The 13,125-nt window shown below is 45.3% G+C and carries 10 protein-coding genes; 4 read left to right on the top strand and 6 right to left on the bottom strand.

Annotated elements, in window-relative coordinates:
* Nucleotides 1–54: 54 nt before the first annotated feature.
* From typA to dtd, 3 genes are all read left to right on the top strand, one after another.
* Nucleotides 55–1,878, top strand: coding sequence for a translational GTPase TypA (typA, locus tag CW740_RS10645; protein WP_106648169.1), 1,824 nt, complete (start codon nt 55–57; stop codon nt 1,876–1,878).
* Nucleotides 1,879–2,073: 195 nt separating this feature from the next.
* Nucleotides 2,074–2,442: a hypothetical protein gene (locus CW740_RS10640; protein ID WP_106647476.1), complete on the top strand. Its 369-nt coding sequence runs from the start codon at nt 2,074–2,076 to the stop codon at nt 2,440–2,442.
* A 6-nt stretch (nt 2,443–2,448) separates the two neighbouring features.
* Complete coding sequence (gene dtd / locus CW740_RS10635; protein WP_106647475.1) at nt 2,449–2,886, top strand: D-aminoacyl-tRNA deacylase; 438 nt, start codon at nt 2,449–2,451, stop codon at nt 2,884–2,886.
* Here dtd and CW740_RS10630 read toward each other — a convergent pair.
* Genes CW740_RS10630 through CW740_RS10620 form a run of 3 tightly spaced genes read right to left on the bottom strand, consistent with a single transcriptional unit; the run spans nt 2,883 to nt 6,166 of the window.
* Entirely contained in the window at nt 2,883–3,443 is a 561-nt protein-coding gene (locus CW740_RS10630; RefSeq protein ID WP_106647474.1) for an SRPBCC family protein, read from the bottom strand. The genes dtd and CW740_RS10630 overlap by 4 nt on opposite strands.
* A 15-nt stretch (nt 3,444–3,458) precedes the next feature.
* Nucleotides 3,459–5,336, bottom strand: coding sequence for an MFS transporter (locus tag CW740_RS10625; protein WP_106647473.1), 1,878 nt, complete (start codon nt 5,334–5,336; stop codon nt 3,459–3,461).
* A gap of 26 nt (nt 5,337–5,362) precedes the next feature.
* Entirely contained in the window at nt 5,363–6,166 is an 804-nt protein-coding gene (locus tag CW740_RS10620; RefSeq protein WP_106647472.1) for a TatD family hydrolase, read from the bottom strand.
* A gap of 88 nt (nt 6,167–6,254) precedes the next feature.
* Here CW740_RS10620 and CW740_RS10615 point away from each other — a divergent pair, with 88 nt between their 5' ends.
* On the top strand, nt 6,255–7,301 hold the full coding sequence (locus tag CW740_RS10615) for an AI-2E family transporter (RefSeq protein WP_106647471.1): 1,047 nt from the start codon (nt 6,255–6,257) through the stop codon (nt 7,299–7,301).
* A 79-nt stretch (nt 7,302–7,380) separates the two neighbouring features.
* On the opposite strand, the gene CW740_RS10610 is transcribed toward CW740_RS10615, so the two are convergent.
* The 3 genes from CW740_RS10610 to CW740_RS10600 are packed head-to-tail and all read right to left on the bottom strand — an operon-like array spanning nt 7,381 to nt 13,096.
* A complete protein-coding gene (locus CW740_RS10610) occupies nt 7,381–8,784 on the bottom strand; it encodes an efflux transporter outer membrane subunit (protein ID WP_227523853.1) in 1,404 nt (467 codons plus the stop codon).
* Entirely contained in the window at nt 8,774–11,932 is a 3,159-nt protein-coding gene (locus CW740_RS10605) for a multidrug efflux RND transporter permease subunit (protein ID WP_106647469.1), read from the bottom strand. Before CW740_RS10605 ends, CW740_RS10610 begins: the two co-directional genes overlap by 11 nt.
* Nucleotides 11,933–11,935: 3 nt before the next feature.
* Nucleotides 11,936–13,096 (bottom strand): efflux RND transporter periplasmic adaptor subunit, encoded by a 1,161-nt coding sequence (locus CW740_RS10600; protein ID WP_227523852.1) that lies wholly within the window; start codon nt 13,094–13,096, stop codon nt 11,936–11,938.
* Nucleotides 13,097–13,125: the final 29 nt, after the last annotated feature.

Below are 13,125 nucleotides of genomic sequence, written 5' to 3'. Positions count from 1 at the left end.
GAATGGCGCTATCTAGTATAGAATATGCGCCATTTTTTCACCTTTGAGAAATTTATGATCGATAAGTTACGCAATATTGCGATTATTGCCCACGTTGACCACGGCAAAACAACTCTAGTTGACAAGCTGTTGGAGCAATCGGGCACCTTGGGCGAACGCGCTGGCCCTCAAGAGCGTGTAATGGATTCAAACGATCTTGAAAAAGAGCGTGGCATTACTATTTTGGCAAAAAATACCGCCATCAAATGGAATGATTACCGTATTAACATCGTTGACACCCCTGGACACGCTGATTTCGGTGGTGAAGTAGAGCGTGTTATGTCGATGGTAGATTCTGTTCTACTGTTGGTTGATGCGGCTGAAGGTCCGATGCCTCAGACTCGTTTTGTGACTCAAAAAGCATTTGCGCAAGGCCTTAAACCAATTCTGGTTATCAATAAAATTGATAAACCTGGTGCGCGTCCTGACTGGGTTATGGATCAGGTTTTTGACCTGTTTGATAACTTAGGCGCTACTGACGAACAGCTGGACTTTGAGGTAGTTTATGCTTCTGCCCTGAATGGCTGGGCTAGCCGTGATGCGGATACGGTTGGCGAGAATATGCAACCATTGTTTGAAGCTATCGTCAACAATGTTGCACCACCACCGGCAAATGCTGAAGGCGGCTTCCAGATGCAGATCTCTCAGCTGGACTATAATTCTTATGTAGGTGTTATTGGTGTCGGTCGAGTAAAACGCGGTTCTGTTAAGCAAAACCAACAGGTAACAATTGTCAGCGCTGATGGAAGCAAGCGTAATGGTAAAGTTGGTCAGGTATTAGGTTATCTGGGTCTTGAACGCCATGAAGTCGATTCAGCTGACGCTGGTGACATTATTGCGATCACCGGATTGGGTGAACTAAAGATTTCAGATACTATCTGTGATCAAAATACCGTTGAAGCTCTACCGCCATTGTCAGTGGATGAGCCAACAGTAACCATGACTTTTCAGGTCAACACCTCTCCTTTTGCTGGTAAAGAAGGCAAGTATGTTACTTCACGTAATATCCTTGAACGTTTGCAACAGGAGCTTGTTCATAATGTGGCCTTGCGAGTTGAGGAAACTGACGATCCGGATAAGTTCCGTGTTTCTGGTCGCGGTGAACTTCATCTTGGTATCTTGATTGAGAATATGCGCCGAGAGGGCTATGAGCTGGCGGTATCTCGTCCTGAAGTTATCTTGAAGGTGATTGATGGCAAGCTGCAGGAGCCTTATGAAACAGTCACTATTGATGTGGAAGAAGAGCATCAGGGTAGTGTCATGGAGCGTATGGGCACGCGTAAAGCGGAGCTTACAAACATGTCTCCTGATGGAAAAGGCCGTGTTCGTTTAGATTTTATGATGCCTAGCCGTGGGCTGATTGGCTTTCAGACCGAGTTTATGACGCTAACGTCGGGTTCTGGCCTGATGTACCACACATTTGATCATTACGGCCCACACAAAGGCGGTGACATTGGTCAAAGAGCAAGTGGTGTGTTGATTGCCAACATGACCGGTAAAGCACTGACCAACGCCTTGTTTAACCTTCAAGAGCGTGGCCGTCTGTTTGCAAAGCACGGTGATGAAGTTTATGAAGGGCAGATCGTTGGTATTCACAGTCGCTCAAATGACTTGACGGTTAATTGTCTGAAAGGCAAGCAGCTTACCAACGTTCGTGCTTCTGGAACAGACGAAGCTCAGGTTCTAACACCGCCGGTTAAGTTGACTCTAGAGCAGGCATTAGAATTTATCAACGATGATGAACTGGTCGAAGTAACGCCTAATAGTATTCGTTTGCGTAAGAAGCATCTTACAGAATCGGATCGTAAGCGTGCGAGTCGACCTCCAAAAGCATCTTAAGTCTATAAGAGCTTTAAAAAGCCGCTATCTGGTTAACAGGTAGCGGTTTTTTTTATATCACCAAATTATCAATTCGAGTGAATGAGTTAGCAATAAGTTAATAAAATCGTTACACTTTTTGTATCTATGAAAAATAGTTGCAACCAATTGCAGTGATATCAATCATATAAGCAATAAATTACAAAAAGGTCTTTTATGAATCAGATTAAGATTGCAGCGCTTTGCGCTACTCTGACAACTTTGTCAGCCTGTACGACTTCACAAGGTGTGGACGCTGCCAAAGCTTTAAGTAACCTGTTTGGCGGTCCACCTGATCGTGCTCAGATGCTTGATTCAACTGTTGAGGAAGCTTTGCAATATGAGTTTGACAAGTGTATGAGTGGTAAGGAGTTTACTGCTGATTCGCAATCCAAATGTATTAAGCTTGCCTATGCAACGGTTAAGGAAGACATGAATCTTGAAGAGCGTCCGGGGCAGGATGGAACTGTAATTATAGAGCGTGTCGATGATGACGAAATGATTTACGAAGATCAAAGCAATCAAGAAGAAGATAAGGACGAGTAATAATCGATGATTGCATTGTTACAGCGTGTGCTGGAATCAAAAGTCGTTGTAGAAGGCAAAACTATTGGTGAAATTGATCAAGGGCTAATGGTTTTGCTCGGTGTTGAAAAAAACGACGACCAGGCAGTTGCTGATAAATTATTGCAACGAATTTTGAAGTACCGAGTATTCAGCGACGAGCAGGATAAGATGAATCTGTCATTACAGGATGTGAAAGGTGGACTGTTGCTCGTGCCGCAATTTACTCTTGCTGCTGATACACAAAGCGGTTTACGGCCAAGCTTCTCTTCCGCAGCTCCTCCACAAGTGGGTAAAGAGCTGTTCGAATATGTGGTAGGTCAGGCCAGAGCACATTATGACAAAGTCGAATCAGGCCAATTTGGAGCTGCCATGAAAGTCCATCTGATTAATGATGGACCAGTTACTTTTCAGTTAAAGATTTAAAGTACAATTTCATCATCATCTTGAAGCTTGTCAGGGTGGGTCGATTCAATCAGTTTCTTGAGCTGCTCTAAGTTGGATTGATTCACCTCTTCAATACTTCCCTGAATCAAAAACAAGATAGCATTTTGTACAATGCCTTTCCCTGAATACTGCTGGTTCATTGTTACGATAGTTGATTCATTGTCACTGCCCTCAAAGGTGACTAGTGTTGTCCCAGTTAGCCATTCATTTGAGTAGTCATAACCCACCTGCTGATTTGCAATATAGGAGGTCAGAGTGTGCTGCATTTTAATCGGAGTTCCTTCAGCAGATTGGTAATTCATTTGCCATTGGCTACCAACTTCATTTAAAGAACCGCTGATGTTCTCAATAGAATGGAATTCCGCTACCCAATGATTCAGTAACAGCGGGTTATTATAAACCGCAAAAACCTGCTCGACAGGAGCATCAATGGTTACACTCGAATTACTTTCGAAGTTTCTTTTGAAAATGCCAATTGCTACCAGCACCATAAATAGAGTGCCGATAAAAATAAAACCATACTTTAAAACTTTCATACTGCACTTTTCCTGTTACGGCTTGTTGTCCCGAAGCTCCGCCACTCTATCCTGCAAATATTCTTTCGATATATTCTCAGGAGCAATAGGTTTGCCAATGATTAATGTTACCTTGGTTCGGATACGTTTTAAACGGTCAATAATCTTATTGACTTTTTTACGACTGAATAGACTCTGCCAGAGACCTTGCAACGCCATCGGAATCACGGGCACAGGAGTTGTTTCAATGATTCTCTCGATACCAGATTTGAAGACATTCATTTCACCATCTGTTGTCAGCTTACCTTCGGGGAAGATACAAACCACTTCACCATTTTCAAGAGCTTCAGAAATTTGATACATGGCCTTGTTAAGTAGCTCTTTGTCTTCATTGGCACCAGCGATTGGGATCGCTTTTGCCGTCCTGAAAATAAAGCTTAACACAGGTATCTTGAAAATTTTATGATACATAACAAAGCGGACGGGGCGGCGAATACTTCCCGCAATGATCAACGCATCGACATAGCTGACATGATTGCAAACCAGTACCTGCGCACCTTCGTCTGGGATATTGTCTAAGCCTTTCTTTTTAACTCGATAAATGGTGTGAATAAGGATCCAGACCAGAAAGCGCATCAAAAACTCAGGGACCAGAGTGAAAATATAGATGGCGACCAGAGCATTGAGAATTGCAACCAATAAAAAGAACTGAGGAATGGTCATTCCATTGCCGAGCAATACTGCGCCTAGCACCGCAGCAATTACCATGAAAAGGGCATTTAGAATATTGTTACCCGCTATTACTCGTGACAGGTGTGAACGTTCGCAGCGCTCCTGAATTAAAGCGTACAGAGGAACAATATAAAAACCACCAAAAATACCAACGAAGGCACAATTAATTAAGGTTCTAATGGCACCTTCCTGGCTTAGGTAATCGGCGGGAGACAAGGCTCCTGTGAAAGTGCTGTGTGGGTTAGCAAGAAAAATATCAATAGCAAACCAAGTCATGCCGATTGCGCCAAATGGTACAAGCCCCAGTTCTACTTTTCGACCTGATAAGAATTCACATAGCACCGAGCCTAAACCGATCCCAACAGAGAATGTCGCTAGGATCATTGTTGCTACCAGATCATTGCCGTTTAAACTGACTTTAGTGAAGTTTGGTATTTGAGTAAGAAAAACTGCGCCATAAAACCAGAACCAGGACACGCCAAGGATGGATAGAAAAACCACTTTCTGACGACGGGCGAATTTAAATGTTTTCCAGGTCTGGGTAATCGGGTTCCAGTTAATTTTTAGATCTGATTGCGTAGAGGGTGTGACAGGTATCCTACTGCTGGCCATGTAGCCTGTAATTGAAATAGCCAACAACAAACCTGATAAAACTTGAACGCCAATGTCTCCACGTCCAATTAAAATGCCACCAATAACGGTACCAATAATAATTGATAGGAATGTTCCCATCTCAACCAGGCCATTACCACCGAGTAACTCACTATCATCAAGGTGTTGGGGAAGAATACTGTATTTAATTGGGCCAAATAAACTGGACTGGAAACCCATCAGAAATAAAACCAATAATAGAAACCAGATATTATTCAGGTAAAAGCCAATAACGGCACAAGTCATTATGCAAATTTCTAACAGTTTAATTTTTCGTATGAGCGCTGACTTTTCAAACTTTTCTGCAATTTGTCCCGCGGTTGCTGAAAATAGAAAGAATGGAAGGATAAAGAGTCCGGCGGCAATATTATTGAGCATGTCTGAATTTAAATTAAGCTCTTCAGAAGCTTGATAGGCTATAAAAATCAATAAAGCGCTTTTATAAACATTATCATTTAGTGCCCCCAACGCTTGTGTGACAAAGTAAGATGAAAAGAATCGCTTTTTAAATAATGAAAACTGGTTGGCCACTTATTATCCCTCTTATTGTTCCTGTTCTAATTTGGCAAATTGAAAAAAGTTTGTGAATTTCGATAGGTGATTTCGGCAATATGTTCCAATGACTGTTGTCGGCAGTCCGCTACCTTTTGTGCCACATGCGGCAAAAACATGGGTTCGTTGCGGCCATCTTTTGGTTTCGGCCGTAAATCTCTTGGTGTCAGCCAGGGTGCATCGGTTTCAATCATTAGCCTGTCATCTGGTATCAGATGAACCATGTCGGCAAGCTCCTGTCCGCGTCTCTCGTCGCATATCCAGCCTGTGATACCAATGTATAGGCCTAGCTCCAAATAGTGCTCAAGAGCATCCTGGGAGCCTGTGAAGCAATGAATGACGGCTGGTGGAAGCTGCTGTTTGTATTTAAGTAATAATTCCAACATAGTGTCGCTGGCGTCACGTTCATGAAGAAATACAGGCTTCTGCAGTTCACAGGCAAGCTCTAAGTGTTGATGCAATACCCGGATCTGACTGTCTGGAGTAGAAAAATTGCGGTTAAAATCAAGTCCGCACTCACCAATGGCGACGACTCTGTCTTGCGAGTGAAGCGATTGAATCAGTTTAAAATCACTAGATGTCATCCGCTCAGCGTCATGAGGATGGCAACCAGCGGTACTATAGCAATCATAGCGTTCAGCCATAGCCAATGCCTGTTGGCTCTCGCGGGCATTGGTGCCAGTGATAATGACTGACTCTACCCCCGCGTCATGGGCTCGCTCGAGGACTTGCTGTCGATCCTTGTCGAAGCGATTACTCGTCAGATTAACCCCAATATCAATAAACTGTTTTGTTGCAGTCTGCGCCATAAAACCTGATTGGCATTAGAAAAAGTCTTGTAAGATGTTATAAACTAAAACAGCCTTAAATCAAAGAGATAACAAAAAAGGGAATATCATGTCTGCAGAAACACCGAGAGTCACAAACGCACTGGTTGCCATTGCCGCAACTTTTTTAATTATTGCGGGATTAAAATCCGCCAGTAGCTTTGTGGTACCTGTGATCTTGTCATTATTTGTGGCAATTATTTTGGGGCCGCTTTACTTCTTCTTTGCAAATGCAAAATTACCGGTAATCAAAAAAGATATGCCAGACTGGCTGGCCATCATTTTGGTGGTGGTCATAATGAGCCTGTTCTTCTTTATGATCGGAACACTGGTCGGTAATTCAGTAGAGCAGTTTTCCAGTAATCTTCCTCGTTATGAAATGATGTTACGGGCCAAGTTCGAGGGGCTTGTTGTGTGGCTCGCTGGGCACGGCATAGAAGTACCGCAGACACCGCTGGCTGATCGTTTTTCACCAGGTGTTATGATGAATCTGTCTGCTTCAATATTAAATGGATTAGGGAGCGTGCTGAGCAATACCTTCCTCATTATCCTGACATCTATTTTCCTGTTGATGGAAGCGAGTATTTTTGGAGACAAAATGCGTCGAGCTTTCCCTGATGTGGAAAGCAAAGCCCATCTTGGTCTGGGTGAAGTCATTACCAAAATCAAACAGTATGCATCCATTAAGTCTGTGGTTAGTTTATTAACTGGTGCCATTATCAGTTTGTGGTTATGGCTAATTGGGGTGGAGTATCCTTTCCTGTGGGGCCTGATAGCTTTCATGTTCAACTTCATTCCTAACATCGGTTCAATCATTGCGGCTATTCCTGCGGTATTGCTGGCTTGGTTAACTTCAGACAGTTTTACCACGCCCCTGCTCGCGGCAGCAGGCTATCTGGCGGTTAACTTTGTGATTGGTAATATTGTTGAGCCTAAGTTCATGGGTAAGGGGCTGGGGCTTTCTACCCTGGTAGTATTCCTTTCATTATTATTCTGGGGCTGGGTCCTGGGTCCGGTTGGCATGTTGCTTTCAGTGCCACTGACTATCATCGTCAAAATCTTCCTTGATGCCAACAAAGAGACGCAGTGGATAGGGATTATGTTGGGGGATAAGTAAATCGCTCATCAACTAAACCAATAAAAAACGCCCGAGTGATTTCGGGCGTTTTTGTATTACAGGTTTAGCAATTATCGGTTTACTGATAGGCAGAATCGCCGCCACCCAACGCCTTATACAGAGTTACTGTGTTAGCCAATCGGGTGCGTTCACTTTCCAGCTTAGCTTGCTCAGCAGCAAATAGATCCTGCTGTGCACTCAGAACTTCAAGATAACTGGCAAGGCCTGCTTTGTATTTGGCTTCGGCCAGGTAGAGACGACGCTTTTGAGCTTTAACCAAATCAAGATTGGCATTAAGCTCATCATCGTAACTCTTGCGATTTACCATCAGTTGATACACTTCGGCAAAAGCCTGTTGAATGGTTTGCTCATAGCTGGCCACCATCTGCTCTTTTTGTGCTTTGGCAACATCAAGCTGCGCGTTTAGTGCATTACCAAAAATGGGCACAGAAATGGACGGCATAAAGGTCCAGGTTTCTGAGTCGCCATCAAACAAGTTATCAAGCTCGGTGCTGGCAAAACCAAAATCTCCAGTTAAACGCAAGCTGGGGAAATAAGCAGCTCGTGCTGCACCAATGTTACCGTTTGCAGCATACAATTGGTGTTCGGCGGCCAACACATCAGGCCGGTTGAGTAAAACATTTGAGCTGATGTTGTTAGGCAACTCCAAGCTCATGAGCTCAGGCATCTGTTGCTTGTCACTTAATGACACTTGACTCAGCGGTGTGCCAATCAATAGTTCTAGATTGGTTTTAGACACAGCATACAGACGTTCAAGTTGCGACTTGCGTGCTGAAACTTGGGCCAACGCTGCCTGCGCCTGTGCCAAATCCAGATCACTGGCGATACCGTTATCTTTTCGCTTCTGGATTAAATCAAGGCTTTCCTGGCGACTTTGCAGAGTCTGCTCTGCAAGGCTCAGGTTTTGCTTGGCCGAAAGCCATGAATAGTAGGCATTAGCGGTTTCAGCAATGACTGAAATTTTTACGAAGCGCTGCGCCTGCTCTGTAGCATAAAACTGATTTAAAGCCGCGTCGCTCAGGGAGCGTATTCGGCCGAATAAATCCAGCTCATAAGAAACCAGTCCGACCGATGCATCGTAGCGGTTGAACATTACGCTGCCACCAGTAAACGTCGACAAATCACGTCCACGAGTCTGGCTGACCTCACCACGGAAGCCTGGTACAAACTCTTCCCACTGGATCTGATAGCGTCCTTTAACCTCTGCCACGCGTGCGGTCGCTATGCGTAAATCGCGGTTATGCTCCAAAGCCTGTGCGATTAGACTCTTTGCATTTTCGTCGGTGAAGAAACTTTGCCACTCACGTAAAACAACCTGCTCGGTGGACTGAGACTGCTGTTCGGATATGGACAGGTTTTGAGCCACCGGTAGTTCAGGGCGCTCATTATCGGGTGCCATTGAAATGCAGCCCGATAACACAAGTAGTGCCGCTAAAGGCGTTAAACTTCTTTTAATCATCATTAATCTCCATTCCTCTGGCAGCCATTTCATAATGTTTTAGTTTTCGAGGAAAAATCTTGCGCACCAATAAGTAGAATACTGGAACGAAGAAGATTGAGAAAACTGCCGCGGCAAACATACCGCTGACCACACCTGTACCAATTGCCTGACGGCTGGCAGAACCTGCACCACTCGCCAATGCCATTGGCAGAACGCCCATGATAAAGGCTAGTGAAGTCATTAAGATTGGGCGTAAACGAATCTTGCAGGCTTCAATCACGGCTTCTAACGGCGATTTGCCATCGGATTGTGCTTCACGAGCAAACTCTACAATCAAGATAGCATTTTTTGCAGATAGACCGATGATGGTGATCAAGCCAACTTTAAAATAAATGTCGTTAGGCATCCCTCTTATGTCCATCCCTATAATACAACCCAGAATTCCAAGTGGTACCATCAGTACCACCGCCATTGGTACCGACCAGCTCTCATATAGTGCTGCCAGAACCAGAAAAACAACCAGGAATGACAAGGCGAAAAGCAGGGCGGTCTGATTGCCTGCTACTTTCTCTTCCAGCGATTGTCCTGACCATTCGTAGGAAATGCCTGATGGCAGGCCTGCGGCGAACTGCTCCATCAGATCCATGACAACACCTGAACTCACACCTTCTGCACCCGAGCCGGTTAGTGGTAAGGATGGCAGACCATTGTAGCGAGTCAGTTTGGCAGGAGCTTCGCCCCAGGATGCGGTAGCAATTTCTGACAGATTGACTAGATCACTCTGTTGGTTACGAACTTGCAGGCTCATGATTTCTTCGGTGGTAGAGCGTGTTTGTGCATCTGCCTGCACCCAGACCTGACGGACTTTACCATTATCAATATAGTCATTGACGTAGGATGACCCCAGCGCGATCTGCAACGTGCTATTCAGCGTTGGGATATCAATACCCATGGCTCGCGCCTTAACCCGATCTACTTCCAGTGTCAGCATTGGGGCTGCTGGTAATGTATCTGGACGAACTTCGGCGAATTTGCCGGTCTGTTGTGCTGCACCAATAATCTGGAATGCCGCTGCAAACAGTGCATCCTGACCGCCAGTGCCGCGGTTCTGCAACTGGAAGTCAAAACCATTACTGTTACCCAACCCTGGAATTGGCGGCATGTTAAACGCAAAAGTGTTACCTTCTGAGAACTTCTGGAATTCAGCACTGGCCGCAGCTGCAAATTCATCTGCATTGCGCATGCCTTCCCGCTCATCCCAAGGCTTAAAATTGACGAAAGTAATGGCAGTATTCTGGCCGCTTCCAAAGAAACTGAAACCGGCAACTGTAATTACACGAACCACCTCAGGCTGCTCAAGATACCAGGCGTCAGTTTTCTGGGTTAATTCCAGTGTTCGCTCACGTGTGGCTCCGGGTGGCAGTAAGGTCGTAGAAACAATAAAGCCCTGATCTTCTGATGGAACAAAAGCGGTTGGCATGTATATAAAGCGCGCTACGACATAACCACAGAGCAGTACAAACACCGACATGGTTATTAGCATCCCTTTTTTGCTAAACATTTTCTGCACAGAGTTCATGTAGAAGTTCTTAAAAGACTCAAAACCTCTGTTGAACCAGCGGAAAAAGGCCCATTCTTTTTTAACCTTGTTACCTTCCTCATCACGCTTTTCGAGCTTCAATAAGCCCTGCGCAATTGCTGGACTTAAAGACAATGACAGGAAAGCTGAGATGGCTACCGAGATAACAATCGTTAATGAGAACTGCTGATAGATGCGTCCTACCGAGCCAGAGAAAAAGGCCATTGGAATAAATACCGCGATCAATACTGCGGTAGTACCAATAATCGCGCCAGAGATTTGCTTCATGGCTTTTTTGGTAGCTTGATATGGTTTGAGGCCTTCTTCGTCCATAACGCGTTTGACGTTTTCGACCACGATAATGGCGTCATCGACCACAATACCAATCGCCAGTACCATCGCGAACATGGTCAGCATGTTAATTGAGAAACCAAATAGCTGTAGACCTATGCCTGCACCGATTAATGAGATTGGGACCACGATCAAGGGAATTAACGTGGCACGCCAGCTTTGCAGAAACAGGAACATGACTACGGTTACGAGAACGACAGCCTCTAAAAGTGTTTTAACTACCTCACTGATGGACTCATCAACAAAGATTGAAGCATCATAAGGGACCACCCAGGCCATATCCTCAGGAAAGAATTGCTCAAGCTCTTTCATTTTAGCTTTGACCGCTTCTGCGGTTGCCAGAGCATTACCGGTATTGCTTAACTTAATCGCAAATGCCGCTGCATCTTGGCCACTTAAGAAAGCCTGTGAACCGTAACTGTTAGCACCACGCTCAATGGTCGCTACATCTTCGAGACGAACTACTGCACCCTGGGATGAAGAGCGTAGAATAATGTCACCGAATTCTTCTACTGTCGATAACTGTGCTGGCACCAGAACCGTAGCGTTAATTTGTTGATTGCCTGGTGAAGGGAGAGAACCCAGCTCACCGGTTGCCAACTGTGCATTTTGACTACTGACCGCAGCATTCACTTCCGAAGGCGTTATGCCGTAGGCGGCCATCTGTTTCGGATCAAGCCACACGCGCATCGCATAACGTGAACCAAACTGCTGAGCACTACCGACGCCATCAATACGGCGAATGTCACTTAAAATCGCACGGTCAAGATAGTCACCAAGGTCGGTGCTGTTGTAGGTGCCATTCGGTGAATAGAGAGAAACCACCATCAGGAAGTCTCGACGTGCTTTGTCCACTGCAACACCCTGGGTGCGAACAGAAGAGGGTAATCGAGCTTCAACACGCTTGAGGCGGTTCTGTACTTCTACGCCGGCAATATCAATATCGGTTCCTGTATCAAACGTCAGATTAATGGTGCCGGTACCGGTACGGGAGCTCTCAGAGTTAATGTATTTCAGACCTTCGATACCATTCATCTCTTCTTCGATGATAGTGGTGACTGTGTCCTCAATGACTTGCGCCGAAGCACCCGGATAGGTTGCGGTTACAGAAATTTGCGGTGGTGAAATGTCCGGGTATGACATAACTGGCAGCTGCTGGATCGCGAGCGTACCACCAAGCAAAATAAGTAATGCAATAACCCAGGCAAAAATGGGTCGGTTAATAAAAAACTGAGCCATGAATTACTCCTGAGTCTGATTCTGGGCTGCGCCAGAAGGTTTGTTCATTGCTGTGACTGGAGTTCCGGGTTGTAGAAATTGGGTGTTACTTACAATAACCTGGTCACCACGTTGCAAACCGCTTTTGACCACCCAGTTAGGGCCGACCATTGGTCCTAACTCAACTGGCTGAACTGCCAGTTTTCCGTCTTTGATTAACTTTACGGTTGCGCCATTAGCTGACATGGTCACAGCTTTCTGAGGAACCTGGAGTAGGCTTTCAGATTCACCCACTGGCAGTTTCACTCTGACAAACATGCCTGGCAGCAATAAATGGTCTGGATTATCAACAATTGCTCTTAATTGAACCGAGCCAGTATCGGGTTCAACTGACCAGCTGGAAAATTCAAGTTTTCCAGAACCAGGGAATTGAGTACCGTCATTATAGAAAATCTGTACGGTTGATGAGCTGGCATTAGAGCTTTGCCCTGATTCGAATAGTTTGCGCAACTCCATCATTTCTGAGCTTGAGCGTGTGAAATCAACATACACCTGATCGAGCTGTTCAATTGTGGCCAGGTGAGTTGACTCTGCTGCTCGAACCAAGGCGCCTTCGGTGACCATGGCACGACCGATGCGACCTGATATTGGTGCTGTTACGGTTGCGTACTCAAGCTGGATCTGGGCATTTCTAAGGTTAGCTCTTGCCAGTTCAACACGAGCCTTGGCCTGTTCGTTCTGTGCAGAAAAGGTATCAAACTCCTGCTTACTGACGGCGCCAAGTTCGAGCAACTTGCTGTATCGCTCAAGGGTTTGCTGGTTAAGCTCTTGCTGGGCGATGGCATCGCTTAAATTTGCTTTAGCGGCCTGTACATCAGCCTGCAACTGGCGTTTATCAATGTGAAACAATCCTTCGCCCTGTTTCACCATGTCGCCTTCTTTAAAGACTCTCTTCTCCAGAATGCCGTCGACGCGGGCACGAACTTCCGCTGTACGGATGGCATTAACTCGACCAGGCAAGTCCTGAGTAAAGGTAGTTAGGCCCTCAGAAACGGTGCTAACTTCAACAGGTACTGGCTGGCTTCCTTGCTCCGCGGCAAGACTGCTAAATGTCAGGGTTGAAACAAACAAACCCAAAAGGGTGCTTTTAAAGAGTGTGCGTGTTGTCATGGAATTTGATTTCATAAAACTTTTCTTAATAAAGTTCTGGTTCA

This window comes from Kangiella profundi (assembly GCF_002838765.1).
Classification (GTDB): domain Bacteria; phylum Pseudomonadota; class Gammaproteobacteria; order Enterobacterales; family Kangiellaceae; genus Kangiella; species Kangiella profundi.
The sequence above is the reverse complement of the archived record's forward strand: the minus strand, read 5'-3'. Positions and strand labels throughout refer to the sequence as shown.